General features: G+C 68.0%; 20 protein-coding genes. 13 read left to right on the top strand and 7 right to left on the bottom strand.

The window, feature by feature from the left end; genetic code table 11:
* The first annotated feature begins 71 nt into the window (after positions 1-71).
* The 9 genes from J7U46_RS14030 to J7U46_RS13990 all read left to right on the top strand — a co-directional run bounded on the left by J7U46_RS14030 (position 72) and on the right by J7U46_RS13990 (position 10,240).
* Entirely contained in the window at positions 72-1,904 is a 1,833-nt protein-coding gene (locus tag J7U46_RS14030) for a bifunctional diguanylate cyclase/phosphodiesterase (RefSeq protein ID WP_282826830.1), read from the top strand.
* Positions 1,905-1,914: 10 nt separating this feature from the next.
* Positions 1,915-3,798: a methyl-accepting chemotaxis protein gene (locus J7U46_RS14025; protein WP_282826828.1), complete on the top strand. Its 1,884-nt coding sequence runs from the start codon at positions 1,915-1,917 to the stop codon at positions 3,796-3,798.
* A gap of 29 nt (positions 3,799-3,827) precedes the next feature.
* Complete coding sequence (locus J7U46_RS14020; protein ID WP_282826826.1) at positions 3,828-4,709, top strand: 3',5'-nucleoside bisphosphate phosphatase; 882 nt, start codon at positions 3,828-3,830, stop codon at positions 4,707-4,709.
* Positions 4,709-5,632 (top strand): DMT family transporter, encoded by a 924-nt coding sequence (locus J7U46_RS14015; protein WP_282826824.1) that lies wholly within the window; start codon positions 4,709-4,711, stop codon positions 5,630-5,632. The genes J7U46_RS14020 and J7U46_RS14015 overlap by 1 nt, the downstream gene beginning before the upstream one ends.
* Positions 5,633-5,665: 33 nt before the next feature.
* Positions 5,666-6,304, top strand: a complete 639-nt coding sequence (locus tag J7U46_RS14010) for an L-threonylcarbamoyladenylate synthase (protein ID WP_282826822.1) — start codon at positions 5,666-5,668, stop codon at positions 6,302-6,304.
* Positions 6,305-6,490: 186 nt separating this feature from the next.
* Positions 6,491-8,038: a methyl-accepting chemotaxis protein gene (locus J7U46_RS14005; RefSeq protein WP_282826819.1), complete on the top strand. Its 1,548-nt coding sequence runs from the start codon at positions 6,491-6,493 to the stop codon at positions 8,036-8,038.
* A 68-nt stretch (positions 8,039-8,106) separates the two neighbouring features.
* Positions 8,107-8,451, top strand: coding sequence for an energy transducer TonB (locus J7U46_RS14000; protein WP_282826816.1), 345 nt, complete (start codon positions 8,107-8,109; stop codon positions 8,449-8,451).
* Between the two features lie 134 nt (positions 8,452-8,585).
* The gene (locus tag J7U46_RS13995; RefSeq protein ID WP_282826814.1) at positions 8,586-8,957 is read left to right on the top strand and encodes a BlaI/MecI/CopY family transcriptional regulator; all 372 of its coding nucleotides are present in this window, start codon (positions 8,586-8,588) and stop codon (positions 8,955-8,957) included.
* The gene (locus J7U46_RS13990; protein ID WP_282826812.1) at positions 8,954-10,240 is read left to right on the top strand and encodes a M56 family metallopeptidase; all 1,287 of its coding nucleotides are present in this window, start codon (positions 8,954-8,956) and stop codon (positions 10,238-10,240) included. The genes J7U46_RS13995 and J7U46_RS13990 overlap by 4 nt, the downstream gene beginning before the upstream one ends.
* Here the strand turns inward: J7U46_RS13990 and J7U46_RS13985 are convergent.
* From J7U46_RS13985 to ybaK, 3 genes are read right to left on the bottom strand one after another with little or no spacing between them, the layout of a single operon-like run.
* A complete protein-coding gene (locus tag J7U46_RS13985) occupies positions 10,237-10,587 on the bottom strand; it encodes a RidA family protein (RefSeq protein WP_282826810.1) in 351 nt (116 codons plus the stop codon). The two genes, J7U46_RS13990 and J7U46_RS13985, sit on opposite strands and share 4 nt — an antisense overlap.
* The gene (gene plsY, locus J7U46_RS13980; protein WP_282826807.1) at positions 10,584-11,300 is read right to left on the bottom strand and encodes a glycerol-3-phosphate 1-O-acyltransferase PlsY; all 717 of its coding nucleotides are present in this window, start codon (positions 11,298-11,300) and stop codon (positions 10,584-10,586) included. Before plsY ends, J7U46_RS13985 begins: the two co-directional genes overlap by 4 nt.
* Positions 11,301-11,306: 6 nt before the next feature.
* On the bottom strand, positions 11,307-11,804 hold the full coding sequence (gene ybaK, locus J7U46_RS13975; RefSeq protein ID WP_282826804.1) for a Cys-tRNA(Pro) deacylase: 498 nt from the start codon (positions 11,802-11,804) through the stop codon (positions 11,307-11,309).
* A 76-nt stretch (positions 11,805-11,880) separates the two neighbouring features.
* Between ybaK and J7U46_RS13970 the strand changes: the two genes are divergently transcribed.
* Entirely contained in the window at positions 11,881-13,707 is a 1,827-nt protein-coding gene (locus J7U46_RS13970) for a PAS domain-containing sensor histidine kinase (RefSeq protein WP_282826802.1), read from the top strand.
* Here J7U46_RS13970 and J7U46_RS13965 read toward each other — a convergent pair whose 3' ends face one another.
* Positions 13,708-15,429, bottom strand: a complete 1,722-nt coding sequence (locus J7U46_RS13965; RefSeq protein WP_282826801.1) for an AMP-binding protein — start codon at positions 15,427-15,429, stop codon at positions 13,708-13,710.
* Positions 15,430-15,527: 98 nt separating this feature from the next.
* On the opposite strand from J7U46_RS13965, the gene arsC reads away from it, so the two are divergent.
* Positions 15,528-15,875 (top strand): arsenate reductase (glutaredoxin), encoded by a 348-nt coding sequence (gene arsC / locus J7U46_RS13960; protein ID WP_282826799.1) that lies wholly within the window; start codon positions 15,528-15,530, stop codon positions 15,873-15,875.
* A 25-nt stretch (positions 15,876-15,900) separates the two neighbouring features.
* On the top strand, positions 15,901-17,937 hold the full coding sequence (locus J7U46_RS13955; protein WP_282826797.1) for a S9 family peptidase: 2,037 nt from the start codon (positions 15,901-15,903) through the stop codon (positions 17,935-17,937).
* 4 nt (positions 17,938-17,941) lie between these two features.
* On the opposite strand, the gene J7U46_RS13950 is transcribed toward J7U46_RS13955, so the two are convergent.
* A complete protein-coding gene (locus tag J7U46_RS13950) occupies positions 17,942-18,424 on the bottom strand; it encodes a GNAT family N-acetyltransferase (RefSeq protein WP_282826796.1) in 483 nt (160 codons plus the stop codon).
* A 57-nt stretch (positions 18,425-18,481) separates the two neighbouring features.
* Here J7U46_RS13950 and J7U46_RS13945 point away from each other — a divergent pair, with 57 nt between their 5' ends.
* Positions 18,482-19,411, top strand: coding sequence for an alpha/beta hydrolase (locus J7U46_RS13945; RefSeq protein WP_282826794.1), 930 nt, complete (start codon positions 18,482-18,484; stop codon positions 19,409-19,411).
* On the opposite strand, the gene J7U46_RS13940 is transcribed toward J7U46_RS13945, so the two are convergent.
* Together J7U46_RS13940 and J7U46_RS13935 are read right to left on the bottom strand one after the other, a co-directional pair.
* Positions 19,397-19,663, bottom strand: coding sequence for a DUF4212 domain-containing protein (locus J7U46_RS13940; protein ID WP_282826792.1), 267 nt, complete (start codon positions 19,661-19,663; stop codon positions 19,397-19,399). The two genes, J7U46_RS13945 and J7U46_RS13940, sit on opposite strands and share 15 nt — an antisense overlap.
* Positions 19,654-19,908: a hypothetical protein gene (locus J7U46_RS13935; RefSeq protein ID WP_282826790.1), complete on the bottom strand. Its 255-nt coding sequence runs from the start codon at positions 19,906-19,908 to the stop codon at positions 19,654-19,656. Before J7U46_RS13935 ends, J7U46_RS13940 begins: the two co-directional genes overlap by 10 nt.
* Between the last annotated feature and the right edge of the window lie 10 nt (positions 19,909-19,918).

The following is a 19,918-nucleotide window of genomic DNA, read 5'->3' as shown; positions in this document are numbered from 1 at the left end:
CCACGCTGTCAAATCTCTGCCATGGAGCTTCTCAAGAATCGGTCGCAATGCCCCTGCAACCGGTTCCCTCCATGCCCGACCAAGCCAACAAGCCCGTCTCTCCACGCCACGACCTGCTGGCGCTGCAGCTGTCCAACCTGATCAGCCAGCAGAGCTTTGACATCCATTTCCAGCCGCTGGTCGATGTGCACCGCGCCGGCATCCTCGGCTACGAGGCCCTCACCCGCGGCCCTGCCGACTCGCCGCTGCATTCGCCCCTGGTGCTGTTCGATGCCGCCGCCCGCCAGGGCCGGCTCGTCGAGCTGGAGCGCCTGGTGGTGCGCAAGGCGCTGCGGCGCTTTCGCGAGCTGGCACTGCCCGGCCAGATCTTCCTGAACCTGACGGCCGACACCTTGCTGGCCGCCGAGGGCCGCGTCGAGCAGATCGCGCAGGAATTCGCCGAGCTGGACATGCCGCCTTCGCGCATCGTCATCGAGCTGACCGAAACCCGCCCCATCCTCGAGCCCGAGCGCCTCAGCGCTTCGCTGGAAGGCTTGCGCGCACTCGGCTTCGTGGTGGCGCTGGACGATCTCGGAGAGGGCTTTGCCAGCCTCAAACGCTGGATGGACATCCGGCCCGACTTCGTCAAGATCGACCGCCATTTCATCGATGGCATCTCGCAGGAGCCGCTGAAGCAGCAGTTCGTGCGCTCCATCCTCGAGATGGCGGCTTCCAGCGGCTGCACCGTGATCGCCGAGGGCCTGGAGCAGAACGGCGACCTGAACGTGCTGCGCGAGCTGGGCGTGCCGGTTTGTCAGGGCTATCTGCTGGCGCGGCCGACCTCCACGCCACGTGCCACCTTGCGCGCCGAGATCACCACACTGCTGCGCGACGGCAGCGCCGCCCGCAGCCTGACCGGCCTGCCCGGCGCCATCACGCAGGCAGCCCAGCTCTCGCAGCGCGGCCACACGGTGTCGGCGCGCATCGACTGCCAGTCGGTCGTCGAGATGTTCACCAGCGACGAGCAGCTCTATGCCCTCCCCGTGCTGGATGCCGACAACCGGCCCATCGGCATCCTGCGCTCGCTGCAGGTGCTCAAGCGCAGCGCCGAGCGCTTCTTCATGGACATCCACCGCAAGCACAGCTGCAGCGTGCTGATGGACCCGCAGCCGCTGCTGTTCGACGTCTCGACCTCGCTGCGCGCGATGAGCGAGACCATCGCCAACCTCGATGACCGGCTGATGGTGGACGGCTTCATCGTCACCAAGAACGGCCAGTACTTCGGCAGCGGCCGCACCTCCGATCTCTTGAAGGCCGTCTCCGACCTGCAGGTGCACTCGGCGCGCTATGCCAACCCGCTGACCCTGCTGCCCGGCAATGTGCCCATCGACAACCAGCTCGACGGCCTGCTGGCCGAGGGCCGCCCCTTCGTGGTGGCCATGTGGGACATCGACAACTTCAAGCCCTTCAACGACAGCTACGGCTACCGCGCCGGCGACGAGATGATCAAGTTCACCGCCGCCGTGCTGACGCAGGCGGCCGATGCCGAGCTGGACTTCGTGGGCCACATCGGTGGCGACGACTTCCTGATGGTGCTGGGCTCGGCCAACTGGCAGGAGCGGCTGCAGCAGGTCTGCGAGGCCTTCGATGCCGGCGTGCGCCGCTTCTTCAGCGACGAGCACCAGCAACGCGGCGGCTACACGACGCTGAACCGCCAGAACCAGCCCAGCTTCAATCCGCTGCCCACGTTCAGTGCCGGCGTGGTGCTGGTGCGCGGTGGAGGCTGCTTCGAGAGCTCGCAGGCGCTCTCGGCGGCCCTGATCGAACCCAAGCGCGTGGCCAAGAGCCGCAGTGGCGGCAGCCGCTTCTTCATCGACCGGCGCGGCCCCGAGGCCGTGGACCAGCCGCTGCCCGCCGCCGCCTGAGGAGCCCGCCATGCAACGTCTCCTCTCGCCCGACCTGAAGACCCGTTTGCTGCTCGCCGCACTGATCGCCCTGGTGCTGGGCCTCGTGCCCACGGCCCTGCTGCTGCGCCAGGATGGCCTGCAGCTGCAGCGCCTGCAGGCCGAGCAGGCCGCCCTGCCAGCCAACCAGGCCTGGCAAGCGCTGCTGCGCCTGCAGCGGCAGCAGCGCGAGCTGGCCGCCGAAGCGCTGGGCACGCGGCCGGCCGCACGCGCCGAGTTGCCCGCCGTGCAGCAGGCCACGCAGCCCGCCCTCGCCCGCTTGCGCGAGGCCCTGCCCGAGGGCCGCCACCGCGAGGCCACGCAGCAACAGGCCGAGGCCTTGCAGCGCCTGCAGCGCGCACTGGCCGAGGGCCCGATGGACCTGCCCCATCTGCTGGCCGCCCAGCAAGACCTGGCCCTCAAGGCCTGGCGCGCCATCGACGATCTGAACGAGGAAGCCGGCCTGCCGCGCGACCCCGACCCGGCCAGCCAGCAGGCGCTGCTGGCCGGCTTGCAGGCGGCACCGCGCGTGGAGGAGGCGCTTTCGGAACTCGGCGCCATCGCCCGCGCCGCCGCCGTGGACGACCTGGCCCTGCTCACCGCCGCCATGACGCGCTACCGCGAGCATGCCGAGTCCATGCAGTCCGCACTGCAACGCGCCATCCGCAGCGGCGGCGCCTTGGCTGCAGCCCTTTCACCGGTGGCCGAGCAGGCGCGGCAACAGCGCGAGCAGCTGGAGCAGGTGGTGCAGGCCGCCGCGCTGGACCCCAGCTACCCGCTGGAGCAACTGGCCCAGGGCTTTGCCGCCGCCGCGCAGGTCCAGGCCCAGCTCTCCACCCAGGTGCTGAACACGCTGGACCAGGGCCTGCAGACCCGCGCCGCGCAGACCCAGCAGCGGCGCACCGCGCTGCTGCTCGCGCTGCCGCTGCTGCTCGCAGCCCTCGGCTGGCTGATGCTGCGCATGATGAGCCAGGTCCTGCGCCCCTTGCAGGCCATGGTGGCGGTGACCGAGCGCATCGCCGCCGGCGACCTGAGCCAGGCCGTGCCCGTGGGCCGGGCCGACGAGCTGGGCCGCGTGCTGCAGGCGCTCGCCCACATGCAAGAGGGCCTGCGCAAGCTGGTCGGGCAGATCAACGACGGCGCCGGCAGCATACGCAGCGCCGCCGACGAAATTGCGAGCGGCAATGCCGATCTGTCGCGCCGCACCGAGCAGGCCGCCGCTCAGCTGCAGCAGACCGCCGCCAGCGTGGCCCTGCTGGACCAGACCGTGGGCAGCAGCAGCACGGCCGCCCGCGAGGCCACGCAGCTGAGCGCCGAGGCGAGCACGATGGCGATGGACGGCGGCCAGGTGGTCGAGCAGGTGGTGGCCACCATGGGCCAGATCCAGCGCAGCTCGGGCCGCATCGCCGACATCACTGGCCTGATCGACGGCATCGCTTTTCAAACCAATCTGCTGGCGCTCAATGCCGCCGTGGAAGCCGCGCGTGCCGGCGAGCAGGGGCGCGGCTTTGCGGTTGTGGCCAACGAGGTGCGCCAGCTGTCGCAGCGCAGCGCCGAGGCCGCACGCGAGATCAAGGCCCTGCTGCGCCAATCGGTCGCCCAGGTCGAGGACGGCACCACCCTCGCCGCCGAGGCCGGCACGGCCATGCGTCAGATCGTGCAGCGCGTGGGCGAGGTCAGCGCCGTGGTGCAGCGCCTGGCCAGCCAGGCCGGCGACCAGGCGGCCCAGACCCGCGAACTGGGCCAGGCCATGCAGAGCATCGACGAGATGACCCAGCAGAACGCGGCACTGGTCGAGCAATCGGCAGCCTCGGCCGCCGCGCTACGAGGCCGCGCCACGGCCATGGACGACACGGTCCACAGCTTCAGCCTGTGAGGGTTTGAGCCGGCTCGTAAAATGCGCCGGTGAACCCAACCACCCTCCACGCGCTCAGCAACGCCGACCTGCACTGCCACTCCAAGGTGTCCGACGGCACGCTGGAGCCCGAGGAGCTGGCGGCCCGCGCCAAGGCGCAGGGCGTCGAGCTCTGGGCTCTGACCGACCACGACGAGGTCGGCGGCCAGCAGCGTGCGATGGAGGCCGCCCTGGCCCAGGGCCTGCCCTACCTGACCGGCACCGAGATCTCGGTGACCTTTGCGGGCAAGGTGGTCCACATCGTGGGCCTGGGCTTCGACCATACCGACCCGGCCTTGGTGGCCGGCCTGCGCGCTACTCGCGGCGGCCGTGAGCCGCGCGCCCGCGAGATGGGCGAGGGCCTGGCCCAGGTCGGTATCAAGGGCGCTTTCGAGGGCGCGCTGAAGTACGTGGGCAACCCTGAGCTGATCTCGCGCACCCACTTTGCCCGCTGGCTGGTTGATGCCGGCCATTGCAGCGACGTGCCCGAGGTGTTCCGCCGCTTCCTCACCGAGGGCAAGCCGGGCTTCGTGCCGCACCGCTGGGCCACGCTTCGTGATGCGCTGCGCTGGGTGCATGAGGCCGGTGGCCTGACCGTCATTGCCCATCCGGCCCGCTACGGTTTCACGCCGACCGAGGAATACGCGCTCTTCACCGAGTTCCAGGCCCATGGCGGCCGGGGCCTCGAGGTGGTGACCGGCAGCCACACGGCGGCCGAGGCCGTGAAGTACGGCGACATGGCCCTCGAGTTCGGCTTCCTGGCCTCGCGCGGCTCGGACTTCCACAGCCCCGATGAGAGCCATACCGATCTCGGCTCGCTGCCCAACCTGCCAGGCCAGCTGAGCCCGGTCTGGCTGGCGCTGCAGGACCGCATCCACTTCCCGCGCGGCTGATGGCGCCAGCGCAACGCCCGGCCCTGGGCATCGCCCTCGTGTTCCTGATGGCGGCCTGCTTCGCCAGCATGGACAGCCTGATCCGCCATCTCGGCTCGCTGGCCCTGCCGGTGCTGCTGATCCTCTGGGCGCGCTACAGCGTGCAGGCCGTGGCCATGGCGGTGTGGCTGGCCGCCAAGGGCAGCTTCCGAGCCGCCCATCCGCGCTTCCAACTGCTGCGTGGTCTGCTCTTGCTGGGCACCAGCGCGATGAGCTTTTTCGGCGTGCAGCTGATGCCGGTGGCCGAGTTCACCGCCATCACCATGTTGACGCCGGTGGTCGTCACCCTGCTGGCCGCGATGCTGCTGCATGAACCGGTGTCGCGGCTGCGCTGGGCCCTGGTGCTGGGCGGCTTCGGCGGCGCGCTGATCGTCATCCGGCCCGGCAGCGGCCTGTTCGGCTGGGCCGTGCTGTTCCCGCTGGCTGGCGCGCTCTGCTACGCGGCCTTCCAGGTGCTGACCAGCAAGCTGTCCTCGCTGGAACATCCGCTGACCACGCATTTCTATACCGGCCTGATCGGCATGGGGCTGCTGAGCCTCCTGCTGGCCCTCGGCCCCTGGCAGGTCTGGCCCGCGCTGGCCGCCGCACCGCCCCGGCAATGGGGCTTGCTGCTGGTTGTCGGCGTCCTTGGCACGACCGGCCATTTGCTGCTGATCCTGGCCCTCGGCCTGGCCTCCACGGCCACGCTGATGCCCTTCGTCTATGTGCAGATCGCCTTTGCCGCCGGCATCGGCTGGCTGGCCTTTGGCCATGTGCCGGATGCCTATGCCTGGCTGGGCATGGGCGTGCTCTCGGCCTGCGGCGCGGCTACCGCGTGGCTGAATGTGCGCGAGAAGCAACGCGCGTCACTCTCGGTGGTGACGGTGGACACCATCGCCGACTGAAACCGCCATGCGGCCGGCGCAGAATCGGCAGCCATGGCACAAAGCTTCGAAGTCCACCCGGACAACCCGCAGGCGCGCTTCCTCAAGCAGGCGGCGCAGATCCTCGACAAGGGCGGCATCGCCGCCATCCCGACCGACTCCAGCTACGCCCTCGTCTGCCACCTGGACGACAAGGCGGCGGCCGAGAGCCTGTGGCGGCTGCGCGGTTTCAGCGAGAAGACCAGCGACAAGCACCACCTCACGCTGCTGTGCCGCGACCTGAGCGAGCTGGCCAGCTATGCGCGGGTCGACAACAAGCAGTACCGGCTGCTGAAGGCCGCCACGCCGGGGCCCTTCACCTTCATCCTCGAGGCAACCAAGGAAGTGCCGCGCCGCCTGCACCACCCCTCGCGGCGCACCATAGGCCTGCGCGTGCCCGACCACCGCGTGACGCAGGAGCTGCTCGCCATCTTCGGCCAGCCGCTGCTGGCCACCACGCTGATACCGCCGGGCGAGAGCGAACCGCTCAACGACCCCGACGAGATCGCCGAGCGCTACGACCACCAGCTGCAGCTGATCATCCAGTCCGGCGCCTGCACGATGCAGCCCACGACGGTGATCGACATGAGCGGCGCCGAGCCCGTCGTCGTGCGGCTGGGGCGTGGCGATCCGGCTCAGCTCGGCCTGGCCTGAGACCGCACAAATTGCCCGCTGCCAGAGCGGATTTGCGGGTTCTTTTCCAGGCCCGGCCATGCTAGCGTAGGGCCGGATGTTCGCCGCCGTTCGCGACCTCGCGAAGGGAGCAGGTGTCGACCGGGCGAAGTTCCGGAGCTATCGAACAAGATGACGGGGCCCGACGGGCCCTGCAAAGGACCGACCATGGGACTGCTGACACAACTTCGAATCGGCCAGCGCCTCGGCCTGAGCTATGGCCTCCTGATCCTGCTGCTGGTGGTGATCGGCAGCTACGGCGGCTACAGCGCCAGCCGCCTGGCCAAGGACCTGGACCGCACGGCCAACCAGAGCCTGGTGAAGATCGCGGCGGCCAATGCGCTGTCCGACAACGTCAATGTGTTCGCCCGTGCCTCGCGCGACCTGCTGCTGCTGGACGAGGCACGCCAGATCAAGAAGCAGAAGGCGGCCATGGACGAGGCGCAGCAGGCCAGCATCGACCAGTTGGCCAAGCTCAAGACGGATGCCGAGGCCGGCAAGGAGACCGAACTGATCGCCCAGGCCAAGAGCACGCAGGACAAGTTCCTGGAAGCCATCGCCAAGTTCCGCAAGGTCCAGCAGGACGGCAGCCCCGACGAGGCCCGTGAAAGCCTGATCACCGTGGTACGCCCGGCCCAGCAGGACTACCAGGCGGCGCTGAAGGCCCTCGTAGATCTGCAGTTCGAAAGCGCGCATGACCTGGCCGTGGCCGGTGGCGAGCTGGCCCGCAATTCCACGGTCGTGACCATCGTGCTCGTCATCGCTGCGGCCCTGATCGGCATCGTCGGCGGCCTGGCCATCTCGCGTTCCATCGTGTTGCCGGCGCGCTCGGCCCAGGCGGCGGCCGAGGCCATCGCCCAGGGCGACCTGACCCGCGAGATCAGCAGCGCTGGCAAGGACGAGCTGGCCCAGATGCTGCAGGCCATGCGCGAGATGCAGGACGCCCTCGTGGGCGTGGTGCGCAGCGTGGGTTCAGCCGCCAGCGAGGTGGCCGACAGCTCCGGCGTGATCGCCAGCAGCAACAACGACCTGTCCGACCGCACGGCCCGCTCCGCCGCCAGCCTGCAGAACACTGCCGCCTCGGTCGAGCAGATCGCCGCCAATCTCAGCGGCGCCAGCGAACTCACGCGCAAGGCTGCCGCCATTGCCAGCACCGCGCGTCAGTCGGCCTCCACCGGTGGCCGCGTGGTCTCCGAGGTGGTGTCGACGATGGAAGACATCAGCGCCAGCTCCAAGAAGATCGGCGACATCATCGGCGTGATCGATGGCATCGCCTTCCAGACCAACATCCTCGCGCTGAATGCAGCCGTCGAGGCGGCCCGCGCCGGCGAGCATGGCAAGGGCTTTGCCGTGGTGGCCACCGAGGTGCGCGCCCTGGCATCACGCGCCGCCGCCGCCGCCAAGGAAATCAAGGTGCTGATCCAGGAAAGCACCGAGAAGGTCGACAGTGGCACCGGCCTCGTCAACAACGCCGGCAAGACCATCACCAGCGTGGTCGACGAGGTCAACCACATGGGCCAGCTGATCGAGGAGATCTCGCACTCGGCCCAGGAACAGGCCTCGGGCGTGGGCGTGGTCAACCAGGCCATGAACGAGCTCGACAAGAGCACGCAACAAAATGCCAGCCTGGTCAGCGAGCTGAACCGCTCGACCGAGGCCTTGACCAGCAGTTCTTCACGACTGCTGGAGGCTGTTGGCTTCTTCCGCGTCGCATGAGGCTGATTTCGGCCTCATGATGGCGCCCATTGTTTAAACATTGCTCAGGACCAGAAGGAGAACCGCACATGCAAGCCGTCGTCACCCAGCGCCCCACCCTGGCCAAGCGCTGCGCCATCGCGCTGATCGGCGCCCTGCTCGTCACCTCGGCCCTGGCCGCGCCCAAGGTCGTGAAGAAGGTGCCGCCGGAGTTCCCGCGCGAAGCTGCCCAGAAGGGCATCGCCAATGGCAGCGTCAAGGCCGAAGTCACCATCGGACCCGATGGCACGGTCACCGACGTCAAGGTCCTCGAAGCCGAACCCAAGCGTGTCTTCGACAAGGCCGTGATCGCCGCGCTGAAGGAATGGAAGTACGAAGGCACGGGCGAAAAGCAGACGGCCGAAGTGAAACTGGTGTTCCGGAACGAAGACTGATTCGCCCCCGAACCTAGGGAACAAGACCCCGCTTGCCGGGGTCTTTCTTTTTGTGGGTCCGGTTCGCACTACCGGTTGACAGAATCGATTACACACGTAAACTGATCGAATGTTTACGCCCGTAATCGATTCGCATGCCCACCCCAATCTCCGAGGCTGAGGCCCAGGTCATGGAAGTGCTGTGGGCCGCCGCCGGCCCGCTCTGCACCGAAGACGTCGCCGCCGCCCTGCAAGGCCGCCAGGACTGGCAGCTGGCAACGATCAAGACCCTCTTGAACCGCTTGCTGAACAAAGGCGCCGTGACCGCCGAGAAGGACGGCCGGCGCTACCTCTACACCCCGCTCTTGAAGCGCGAAGACTGGGTCGGCGAGCAGGCCACCGGCCTGCTGGACCGGCTGTTCGGCGGCAGCCTTGCGCCGCTGGTCGCGCAGTTCAGCAGCCAGCGCAAGCTGAAGCCCGAGGAACTCGCGGCGCTCAAGCAATTGCTGAAGGACCAGGAGCCATGATGGACACCACACCCATCCTGGCAGCGCTGGGCCGCCAGACCCTGGTCCTCAGCCTTGCCCTGCCCCTGCTGCTGGCCCTGCGCCAGCCCCTGTTGAGGCGCTTTGGCGCGACCGTGGCTTATGCGAGCTGGGGGCTGCTGCCGCTCCTGATGGGGGCCGCCTGGCTGCCAGCGAGCGCACCGGCCCAGGCGCTGAGAGCAAGCGTGGTGGCGCGGATCGAGCCGCTGCTGGGCGGCCCGGCGACGCCCCTGCCCGTGGTCTCGGATCCCTGGTGGCCGGCAGCGCTGGCAGCCCTCTGGTTGGTCGGCGCCCTGCTCTGCGCGGCCCGTCTCGTCTGGCTGCAGCGCCACTTCATGCAAGACCTGACACCAGCTGGCGAGCAATGGCAAGGCCCTGAGGGCAGCGGCCCGGCCCTGGTGGGCCTGGTGCGGCCGCGCCTGGCCTTGCCGGTGGATTTCAGCCAGCGTTTCAATGCCCAGCAGCAGCGCCTGGTGCTGGCCCATGAGGAGGTGCACCGCCTGCGGCGCGACAACCACTGGAACCTGCTGGCCGCCCTGCTGTGCCTGCTGCACTGGTTCAACCCGCTGGCCTGGCTGGCGCTGCGCCGCATGCGCGCCGACCAGGAACTGGCCTGCGATGCCCGCGTAATCGCCGAACACCCCGGCAGCGAGGCCGCCTATGGCCGCGCCCTGCTGCTGGCCCAAGGTTCTCAACTCGCCACCGGCCTGCCCTGGGCCAGCTGGCAATCCACCCACCCCCTGATCGAGAGGATAGAAATGCTCAAGCAACACAGCGGCCCGGCCGCACGCCGCAAGCTCGGATTGGCCTTGCTCGGCCTGCTGGCCGTGGCCAGCACGGGCACGGTCCATGCGCTGCGCGCTGACGGCGGGGCTGATGCCGCGCCACAAGCCGCCGGCATTGAACTGCGCATGGAGATCGCGATCACCGACAGCCAGGGCGGCAGCACGCGTACCCAGCGCAGCCAGCCGACGATCCGGGTCCACGCCGGACAACCTGCACAGGTGATCCTGAACGGCTCACCGAAGCAGCCGACGGCCGATCAGGTCGCTATCGAGGTGATCGCCGAAGAACTCGGCGACGACAAGATCAAGATCTCGGCCGAGATCAAGAAAGGCAATCCACTTGCCACCGTGTCCAAGCCCAAGATCATCACCAAGAACGGCACCAAGGCCCTGATCGAGATCGGCAACGAGGGCCCGACAGGCAAGGACATGCTGTCGATCGCCATCACGCCCACCGTGCTGGGCAAGACCAAGATTTAAACGGCGGCCTTCACCACGATCTCGACCTTCCATTCCGGCCGCGCCAGCTGGGCCACCACGGTGGCTCGCGGCGGCGCATTGCCGGCGGCCACCCAGGCGTCCCAGGCGGCATTCATGCCGGGGAACTCCTTCACGTCGGTGATGAAGATCTGGGCCATCAGGATCTTGCTCTTGTCGCTGCCGGCGCGGGCCAGCAGCTTGTCGATGGCGGCCAGCACCTGGGCCGTCTGGCCGGTGATGTCGGCCGTGGCGTCTTCGGGCACCTGGCCGGCCAGGTAGGCCACGCCGTTGTGCACGGCCATTTCCGACAGGCGTGCGCCGACGTCGAAGCGTTCAATGGAACTCATTTTTTCTTGCCCTTCTTGGCATGGTGATGCGAATGGCCGCGGGCCTCGTAGCCCTGGCCATGCGGATGTTTCTTGCTCGTGCCTTGCGGCGCGGCGGCGGTGGCCTTCTGGCCCAGCTTGCTCTCGGTGCCGTTCAGCAGCTTCTTGATGTTGGCCTCGTGGCGCCAGATCAGGAGCAGGGAGAGAACGAGCAGGGCCATCACGGTCGGCGAGGCACCCCAGATCAGCATTTGATAGAACGGCGCGAACACGGCGGCGACGATGGCCGCCAGCGAGGAGTAGCGCGAGAAGTAGGCAATGATCACCCAGGTGAGCAGCGTGGCCGCGCCCAGCAGCGGGTTGATCGCGAGGATCACACCAGCCGCCGTGGCCACGCCCTTGCCGCCCTGGAAGCGGAAAAACACCGGCCACAGGTGGCCGAGGAAGGCCGCCAGCCCAACCAGGGCCGCCGTGCCTTCACCGAGGCCGAGGGGCTCGCCCCACAGCAGCACGGCCAGCACCGGCAGGTAGCCCTTCAGCGCATCGAACAGCAGGGTGAGGATGGCAGCGGCCTTGTTGCCGGAGCGCAGCACATTGGTGGCGCCCGGGTTGCCCGAGCCATAGCTGCGCGGGTCCGACAGGCCCATGGCCTTGCTGATGATGACGGCGAAGGACAGCGAGCCGACGAAATAGGCGGCCAGGGCCGCCAGCAGCGGATAGAGGTTGTCTTGCATGGGGCGCTATTCTGCTGCACCGGCGCAATGCACCGGTTTGGCCGCCAGCAGATCGACCAGGATGGCCGGCGCCATGCCCACCAGGTAGCCGCGCCGGCCGCCGTTGATGCAGATCCTGGGCAGCTCGAGGATGCTGGCCTCCACATAGATCGGCATCACCTTGCGGATGCCGAACGGCGAGGTGCCGCCCACCTGGTAGCCGCTGTGGCGCTGCGCCACCTCGGGCTTGCAGGGCTCCACCTTCTTGCAGGGGATCTGGCGGGCCAGTTCCTTGAGGCTGACCTGGCGGTCGCCATGCATCAGCACGATCAGCGGCTGCGCCTTCTCGTCCTGCATCACCAGGGTCTTGACCACGGCGTGCTCGTCCACACCGAGCTGGCGCGAGCTTTCGGCCGTGCCGCCATGCTCCACGTAGTCGTAGACATGCTCCGTGAACTCGACTTTGTGCTGGCGCAGGAACTGGGTGGCGGGGGTTTCGCTGACGTGCTGGGACTTCTTGCTCATCGGACGCTGGCGCGAGGATCGGGAACGACCCGCAGTGTAGGCGCGCCTGCGTCCGTCCCATGCGACAGTTGGGTCCATGCCAAGCAGTACTGAACCGTCCAACCTGAGCTACGCCTACAACAGCCAGGAATTCCGCCGCTTCGTCGCCTGGATTCACGGTGCCGTGCTCGCCGTGGCGGGGCTCACGCTGCTGGGCGCCCTGCTGGGCGGCGTTCGCGAATGGCCACGCTATGTCCATATCGGCAGCATCCTGTTGCTGATCGGTGCGAGCCAGTGGCGGCTGCGCCAGCGTGGCCCCAAGGCCAGCACGGTACTGCTGGTGGTCGGCCTGTGGTTGCTGGCCAGCCTGAACATGTGGCAGTACGCGGGCATCTACAGCAGCAGCCTCATCGTCTATCCCTTCCTCATCGGCCTGGCCGGCTGGGTGCTGGGTTCGCGCTGGCTGGTCGCGGTGCTGCTGGCCAGCATCGCCAGCGTCGCCGTGATGGGCCTGGGCACGCTCAGCGGCTGGCATGTCCCTACCGACCGGGCATCGCCCCTGCTGGTCTGCATGCAGCTGGTGTCGGTGCTCTTGATCACCGGTGGCATGGTTTACGTCGTCAATCGAACCCTGCTCAGCAGCCGCAACCAGGCGGTGCGGCTCTCCACGGAGCTGGCACTGCGGCATGCCGAGCTGCTAGACCAGGAGCGCGAGCTGAGCAAGCTGGTCGATGCCGTGCCGGCCAGCGTGGCCTCGTTCGACAGCCAGTCGCGCGTGCGCCGCTGCAACCTGCGCTACGCCAAGCTATTCGGCCGACTGCCCGCACAGGTGCTGGGCTTGCATGTCGAGGACTTCGTGCCTGCCGAGGCGCTGGAGCAGATCCGGCCCCACTGGGAACAGGCCCTGCGCGGCCAGGCTGGCCACTACCGCCGCAGCAACCGCGACCCGGTCAGCGGCGCGGTCTCCTGGCTCGACGTGAGCCTGATTCCCGACGTGGAGGGCACGGACGTGCACGGCATCTTCGCCTTGCTGGTGGACGTCACTGCCCAGGTCGAGGCTGAGCGCGAGGTGCTCGCCCTGAACAAGAGGCTGGCAGAGCGCGTCGTGCGACGCAGTTCGGAGCTCGCCGAAGCCAATGAGCGGCTGGAACAGACGCAGCGTGAGTTGCAGGAGGCACAGTCGCGCGCCACGCTGTCGGTGCTGGTGGCCAAGATGTCCCACGAGCTTGCATCGCCAGTCGGCAACAGCCGACTGCTGGCCGACACCTTTCTCCATTGGATCCGTGACTTCGAGACCCAGTTGGAAGAGGGGCAGGTGCGCAAGTCCAGCCTGACGCGACTCCTCACCGATCTGCGCCAGGGGGCGGTGCAGTTGCAGCAGAACCTCGAAGGCGCGGATGCGCTGATGCGCGATTTCAAGCAGCTCTCGGCCGACCAGGCCAGCGGCCAGCGGCGGCGCTTTGAGCTCGACGAACTGGTGCGCGAGGTGCTTGCCTCGATGGGCCCGGTGTTGCGGCGCTCTGGCCATGAGGTGAAGCTGGAGCTGCCAGCGCAGCTCGACATGGACAGCCTGCCCGGCCCGCTCGGCCAGGTACTGATCAACCTGATCAACAACGCCTTGATCCACGGCCTCGAAGGCCGCAGCAACGGCGAGATCAGTATCACGGCCACGCCCAGCACCGATGGGCAAAGGGTCAGCCTCAGCGTGGCCGACAACGGTCGTGGCATCCCGGCCGAGGCCCTGCCCGAGCTGTTCAAGCCCTTCTACAGCACGCGCATCGGCCAAGGCGGCAGCGGGCTCGGGCTGCCCATCGTCGAGGACATCGTGTGCAAGCGTCTGGGTGGCAGCATCTCGGTCAGCAGCGAGCCCGGGCAAGGCAGCCGCTTCACGCTGGACCTGCCACTCCGGCTGGCCGCAGCCTGATCAGGCGGCGCGGGGGGTGCGAGCCCGAGCCTCTTCCTGCATGCGCAGCACGCGGCGCTGCACCTTGCCGGTGGTGGTCATCGGCAAGCTGGCGATGAACTCGATTTCCTTCGGGTACTCATAAGGAGCCAGGCGGCCCTTCACATGTGCCTGCAGCGCAGCCACCAGCTTGGCATTGCCGGCATGGCCGGGCGCCAGCACCACATAGGCCTTGACCAGGGCACCGCGCTCGGCGTCCGGCTTGGGCACAACGGCGGCATTGGCCACGGCCTCGTGCTTGACCAGGCAGTTCTCGATCTCGCTCGGGCCTATGCGGTAGCCGGCGGCCTTGAACATGTCGTCGCTGCGGCCCTGGTACCAGAGGTAGCCGTCGGCATCCATGCTCGCCATGTCGCCGGTGCGGCACCAGCTGTCTGCCGGGTCTCCGCTGTACTTGGCGGCCGTGGCCTCAGGCTTGTTCCAGTAGCCGAGGAAGAACACCGGGTCCGGGTCGCCATGCACATCGAGCCGGTGCACGGCCACATCACCAGGCACACCCGGGGGGCAGGTCTTGCCTGCTTCGTCGATCACCGCCACCCGGTGGCCCGGATAGGCCCGGCCCATGCTGCCGGCACGCGCAGGCCACAGGCGGCTGCAGTTGCCGACCACGTAGTTGATCTCGGTTTGGCCGAACATCTCGTTGACGGTGAGGCCGAGTTCCTGCTCGCACCAGTTGAACACCGCGTCGCCCACGGCCTCGCCGGCGCTCATGATGGCTTCCAGCTTCAGTGCATAGCTTTCGCGCGGATGCGGCACGGCCTTCATCATGGCCTTCAGCGCCGTGGGGAAGAGGAAGCTGTGCGTGACGCCGTAGTGCGCCATCAGCTCGAACGAGCGCTCCGCCGAGAAGCGGCCCTGGTAGGCCACGATGGGGCGGCCGAAGTACAGCGTGGGCAGCAGCGCGTCCATCAGCCCGCCAGTCCAGGCCCAGTCGGCGGGGCTCCAGAAAATCGCGTGCGAAGGCCTGCTCGGATCGAAGGGGTCAAAACCGAACCAGTTCTGGCTGGCAATGAAGCCGCTCAGATTGCCGATCAGGGCGCGCTGCGGAATCAGGGCACCCTTGGCCGGGCCGGTCGTGCCGCTGGTGTAGATCAGCACGGCCGGGTCGTCGGCCGACAACTCGACCGCCGCGAAGCGAGCGTCTTCGGCCTGCAGCGCCGCCATCCAGCCAATCTCGCCGGCCTGGTCACTGACGCAATCGCCAACGACGATCAGCTGGCGCAGCGCCGGGCATGCGGCACGCACCGAGCGCAGAGCCTCCAGCGCGGCGCATTCCACCAAGGCCACGACGGCGCCGCTGTCCTGCAGGCGGTACTCCAGCGCGTCGGGGCCGAACAGCATGGACAGCGGCATGGCCACCGCGCCGAGTTGGTTGATCGCGATATGGGCCACGGCCGTCTCGAAGCGCTGCGGCAGCACGATGGCCACGCGGTCGCCGCGCTGCACGCCCTGGCGCTGCAAGGCATTGGAGAGGCGATTGGCCGCGCGCTGCAGCTGGCCGTAGCTGTAATGGGCGCGGCAGCCGCTGTCGCTCTCGAACAGCACGGCCGGCGCATCTGGCGTCTCGTGGGCCCAGCGGGTGCAGCAGGCTTCGGCAATGCTGAAGCGCTCGGGCACGGCCCAACGGAACGCGCCATGGATGGCGGCGTAGGCATCCCCTTCGGCCGACCTGGCTTGACCCATCCCAACCCTCCTGCTGTTTGCGCAAGGATGCGAGGGGCAGAGCGTAGCGAGCCAAAGGTCATGGCGACCTATGGATTTCCCGCACATAAACTGCGCCGATGAGCCTTGCCCTTTTCCACAACCCCGCCTGCTCCAAATCCCGCGAGGCCCTGGCCCTGCTGCAAGCAAAAGACCTCACGCCCGAGGTGATCGACTACCTGCAGACGCCACCCAGCCTCGAGCAATTGCGCGAGTTGCAGCGGCGCCTGCGCCTGCCGGCGCGCGAGCTGCTGCGCAAGGGCGAAGAGGCCTATGCGCAGCTTGGGCTGGAGCAGCCGACGTTCAGCGAGGATGACTTGCTGGCGGCCATCGCCGCCCATCCGATACTGCTGCAGCGACCCATCGTCGTGAACGGCGAGCGCGCCCTGATCGCGCGGCCGCCCAGCCTGCTGCTGGAATTTCTCTGAAGCACTTTCTTGACCGAGGATGTCCATGAAGAACCAAGCGCTCCTGCTGGCCCTGTCTCTTGCCTTCGGGCCGGCACTGGCCGCCGAACCGGCTGCCCGCCACGTAGCCACGATCGATGAGCTGCTGCAGCTCAAGACCCTGGCCGGCGGCACGCAGATCTCGCCGGACGGCCGTTACGTGGCCTACCAGCTCAGCCGGGCCGACTTCAAGCAGGACGCCTTCATCACGACGATCTGGCTCGCTGACACCCAGACCGGCCGCCACATCGCGCTGACGCAAGCCGGCAAGTCGGCCAGCAATCCGCAGTGGTCGCCCGACGGCGCCTGGCTGGCCTTCACCAGCAGCCGCGTGGAAGACAAGGACCAGCTGTTCGCCATCCGCCCCGACGGCGGTGAGGCGGTGCAGCTGAGCAAGAGCGAGACCGGCGTGCGCGGCTATGCCTGGTCGCCCGACGGCCGGCAGATCGCCTTCACGGCCAACGAGGCCCAGAGCCAGGCCAGCAAGGACCGCAAGAGTCACTACGCCGACTACGAAGTGGTGCGCAAGGAAACCCAGTCGGCCCAGCTGTGGACCTTGAACGTGGCCGAGGCCCTGGCCACGCCACAGGCCGGCAAGCAGCGCACCAAGAACGCGAAGCTGCATGTGGAGGGCTTCAGCTGGTCGCCAGACGGCAACCAGATCGCCTTCAGCGGCAGCGCCTCGCCCGAGCCGCGCCACCTGGCCACCAGCGACATCTACAAGCTCACGCTGGCCGACGACAGCGTCAAGGCCCTGGTCGCGCAGAACGGGCCGGACTCGAGCCCGCAGTGGTCGCCAGATGGCAAGCAGATCGCGTTCGTGTCCAGCATGGGCCAGACGGCCTTCTTCGCCCGCAACCAGCGCGTGGCCGTGGTGTCGGCCGAAGGCGGCACGCCGCGCTCGGTCAGCGATGCCTTTGATGAGAACCCGTCGCTGATAGCCTGGAAGACTGACGGCATCTACTTCGCCGGCCTGCAGCGCACGGCCGGCCATTTGTTCCGGGCCGACCCGGCGAGCGGTCGCATCAGCCGCGTCTCGGCGCCCGACGATTTGATGGCGGGCGGCGTCTCGCTCAGCCGCGATGGCCGCAAGCTGGCCTTCACCGCCGCCACGCCGCGTGCGCTGGCCGAGGTCTTCGTGGCCGACAGCAGCGGCTTTGCGCCGAAGCAGCTGACCACGCTGACCGAGCAGACGCGCGACTTCGTCATGGCCAGCCGTGAAGTGATCCGCTGGAAGAGCAAGGACGGCGCCGAGATCGAGGGCGTGCTGATCAAGCCGGCCGACTTCGATGCCAAGAAGAAGTACCCGCTGCTCACCATCATCCACGGCGGCCCCACCGGCATCGACCGCCCGACGCTGCTGGACACCCGCTACTACCCGGCCGACATCTGGGCCGCGCGCGGCGCCCTGCTGCTCAAGGTCAACTACCGTGGCAGCGCCGGCTATGGCGAGAAGTTCCGCCGCCTGAACGAGCGCAACCTGGGCGTCGGCGATGCCTGGGACGTGGTCTCGGGCGTGGACCACCTGGTGGCGCAAGGCCTCGTCGACAAGGACCGCGTGGGCAGCATGGGCTGGAGCCAGGGCGGCTTCATCTCGGCCTTCCTCGGCACGGCGACGAACCGATTCGTCGCGGTCTCCATGGGCGCCGGCATCTCGGACTGGGCGACCTACTACTACAACACCGACATCCCGCAGTTCACGATCAACTACTTCGGCGCCAACCCGGTGGACGACCCCGAGATCTATCGCAAGACCTCACCGGCCGGCTACCTGAAGGAGGCGCGCACGCCGACGCTGATCCAGCATGGCGAACTCGACAAGCGCGTGCCCATCGCCAATGCCTACCAGCTGCGCCAGGCGCTGGAAGACCGCAGCGTGCCGGTGGAGATGATCGTCTACAAGGGCTTCGGCCACGGCATCACCAAGCCCAAGTCGGCGCGGGCGCAGATGCAGCACAACCTCGATTGGTTCAACCACTGGATCTTCAAGGACCCGCTGCCGGACTACGCGGCCCCTGAGGTGCCGAAGGCCAAAAAGGACTGAATCATCAGCGCCCGTACTGCGCCAGCGCATCGCCGGTGAGCCGGCAGATGCGCCAGTCGTCCATCATCACGGCGCCCATCTTCTTGTAGAACTCGATGGCGTTCACGTTCCAGTCCAGCACGCTCCACTCGAAGCGGCCATAGCCACGCTGCACCGCCAGCGCGGCCAGGCGGCTCAGCATCTCCTTGCCGAGACCAGTGCCGCGATGGGCGGGCTGCACGTACAGGTCTTCCAGGTAGAGGCCGGGCTTGGCGAGGAAGGTGGAGAAGTTGGTGAAGAAGAGCGCGAAGGCGATCAGCCCGCCCTGCTCACCTTCTGCCACCCAGCATTCGACGACCGGCTTGTCGCCGAACAGGTGCGGCATCAGGGTCTCGGGCGTGGCCTGGGCGAGATGGCCGAGCTGCTCGAAATCGGCCAGTTCCTTGATCAGGCCGACGATGGCGGGCACGTCGGCGGGAGTGGCGGTGCGGATCAGGTGTTTGCTCATGGCCCCATTGTCGCCAGAGCTACAGCATGGCTTTGAGCGCTGGCCTACATTGAGGCCATGAGCCCCACTCCCGCCTATGTCGAGCGCCGCACGGCGCGCAGCGAATTCATCAGCTTGCGTGGCCTGCGCCACCACATCCTGCGCTGGGGCGATGCCTCGCTGGTCACGCCGGAGAAGCCGCTGCTCGTGATGCTGCATGGCTGGATGGATGTTGGGGCCTCGTTCCAGTTCGTCGTCGATGCGCTCGATGCCCTGGAGGCGAAGGGGCAGCAGCGCGCCGTCGTGGCCATGGACTGGCGCGGCTTCGGCCTCTCCGACAACGGCGGCAGCGACGCCTACTGGTTCCCCGACTACCTGGGGGACCTCGACGCCCTGCTCGACACCATCAGCCCCGACGCTCCGGTCGATCTGCTGGGCCACAGCATGGGCGGCAACGTGGTGATGAGCTATGCCGGCGTGCGGCCGCAGCGCATCCGCCGGCTGATCAACCTCGAAGGTTTCGGCCTGCCCGAGACCCGGCCCGAGATGGCGCCGGGCCGCCTGGTCGCCTGGCTCGATGAGCTGAAGGAAGAACAGCGGCTCAAGCCTTATGCCAGCCTCGATGCCGTGGCCGAGCGATTGATCAAGACCAATCCACGCCTCAAGCCCGAGAAGGCCCGCTGGCTGGCCTCGCACTGGTCGCGCGAGGTCGGTGGCCAATGGCTGCTGCTCGGCGATCCGGCCCACAAGCGCACGAATCCCATCCTCTACCGCCGCGCCGAGATCGTCGCCACCTGGGCGCAGATCGAGGCACCCACCCTCTGGGTCGAGGGTGACAGCACCGACATCACCAAATGGTGGGGCGACCGCTACCCGCGCGAAGACTTCGAAGCGAGGCTGGCCGTGGTCAAGGACCTGAAACGGGCAACACTCACGGATGCCGGCCACATGCTGCACCACGACCAGCCCGAGGCGCTGGCCGCTCAGCTGGCCTCATTCCTCGGCTGAGGTCTCGGCTTCGGCCTGGTCGCGCCGGTTCATCCAGCGCGCATAGCTCCAGGCGATCACCAGGTAGGCGATCAGGGCGCCCTGCGAGGCCACCCAAAAGCTGAACGGCCAGCCGAAGAAGCTGAAGTTCAGATCGCGGGCAAAGAAGGGCACGACGAAGGTCACGACCATCCAGGCGGCCAGCAGCCACAGCGTGAGCCGGTGGTTGGCCTGGCCGTAGCGACGCTGGCGTTCTTGCGGATTCAACGGCATGCCGCGCCTCCAAGGCAGAGCTGGATCTTCCAGGCGGTGACGGCCAGCCAGAGTCCGGCGGCCAGCAGCAGCGCCCAGCGCCGGCCGGCGACGAGGTCGAAAGGCCTGGCCACCACGTCGAGCAGGCCATAGAAGAAATTGCCTTCACGCCGGGCTCCGATCAAGAGGCCCAGCAGCCCGCGACCGAGGCATGCCAGCAGCCCGATTTCGGCAATCAGCTTGAGGGCGAAGACGAGCAAAAGCATGGCCGCGACT

The organism is Pelomonas sp. V22, assembly GCF_030014915.1.
In the GTDB taxonomy this organism is placed as follows: domain Bacteria; phylum Pseudomonadota; class Gammaproteobacteria; order Burkholderiales; family Burkholderiaceae_C; genus JAUASW01.
Note: the sequence above shows the minus strand (reverse complement) of the source record. Positions and strands in the feature narration are given on the sequence as shown.

What these genes read in the sequence shown, in the direction of transcription:
- J7U46_RS14005 (WP_282826819.1), top strand. Translation starts at nt 6,491, where the DNA reads ATGGGACTGCTGACACAACTTCGAATCGGCCAGCGCCTCGGCCTGAGC.
- J7U46_RS14025 (WP_282826828.1), top strand. Translation starts at nt 1,915, where the DNA reads ATGCAACGTCTCCTCTCGCCCGACCTGAAGACCCGTTTGCTGCTCGCC.
- J7U46_RS14000 (WP_282826816.1), top strand. Translation starts at nt 8,107, where the DNA reads ATGCAAGCCGTCGTCACCCAGCGCCCCACCCTGGCCAAGCGCTGCGCC.
- J7U46_RS13965 (WP_282826801.1), bottom strand. Translation starts at nt 15,429, where the DNA reads ATGGGTCAAGCCAGGTCGGCCGAAGGGGATGCCTACGCCGCCATCCAT.
- J7U46_RS13950 (WP_282826796.1), bottom strand. Translation starts at nt 18,424, where the DNA reads ATGAGCAAACACCTGATCCGCACCGCCACTCCCGCCGACGTGCCCGCC.
- ybaK (WP_282826804.1), bottom strand. Translation starts at nt 11,804, where the DNA reads ATGAGCAAGAAGTCCCAGCACGTCAGCGAAACCCCCGCCACCCAGTTC.
- J7U46_RS13940 (WP_282826792.1), bottom strand. Translation starts at nt 19,663, where the DNA reads ATGCCGTTGAATCCGCAAGAACGCCAGCGTCGCTACGGCCAGGCCAAC.
- J7U46_RS13985 (WP_282826810.1), bottom strand. Translation starts at nt 10,587, where the DNA reads ATGAGTTCCATTGAACGCTTCGACGTCGGCGCACGCCTGTCGGAAATG.
- J7U46_RS13995 (WP_282826814.1), top strand. Translation starts at nt 8,586, where the DNA reads ATGCCCACCCCAATCTCCGAGGCTGAGGCCCAGGTCATGGAAGTGCTG.
- J7U46_RS14030 (WP_282826830.1), top strand. Translation starts at nt 72, where the DNA reads ATGCCCGACCAAGCCAACAAGCCCGTCTCTCCACGCCACGACCTGCTG.
- J7U46_RS14015 (WP_282826824.1), top strand. Translation starts at nt 4,709, where the DNA reads ATGGCGCCAGCGCAACGCCCGGCCCTGGGCATCGCCCTCGTGTTCCTG.
- J7U46_RS13945 (WP_282826794.1), top strand. Translation starts at nt 18,482, where the DNA reads ATGAGCCCCACTCCCGCCTATGTCGAGCGCCGCACGGCGCGCAGCGAA.
- J7U46_RS13970 (WP_282826802.1), top strand. Translation starts at nt 11,881, where the DNA reads ATGCCAAGCAGTACTGAACCGTCCAACCTGAGCTACGCCTACAACAGC.
- arsC (WP_282826799.1), top strand. Translation starts at nt 15,528, where the DNA reads ATGAGCCTTGCCCTTTTCCACAACCCCGCCTGCTCCAAATCCCGCGAG.
- plsY (WP_282826807.1), bottom strand. Translation starts at nt 11,300, where the DNA reads ATGCAAGACAACCTCTATCCGCTGCTGGCGGCCCTGGCCGCCTATTTC.
- J7U46_RS14010 (WP_282826822.1), top strand. Translation starts at nt 5,666, where the DNA reads ATGGCACAAAGCTTCGAAGTCCACCCGGACAACCCGCAGGCGCGCTTC.
- J7U46_RS13935 (WP_282826790.1), bottom strand. Translation starts at nt 19,908, where the DNA reads ATGCTTTTGCTCGTCTTCGCCCTCAAGCTGATTGCCGAAATCGGGCTG.
- J7U46_RS13990 (WP_282826812.1), top strand. Translation starts at nt 8,954, where the DNA reads ATGATGGACACCACACCCATCCTGGCAGCGCTGGGCCGCCAGACCCTG.
- J7U46_RS13955 (WP_282826797.1), top strand. Translation starts at nt 15,901, where the DNA reads ATGAAGAACCAAGCGCTCCTGCTGGCCCTGTCTCTTGCCTTCGGGCCG.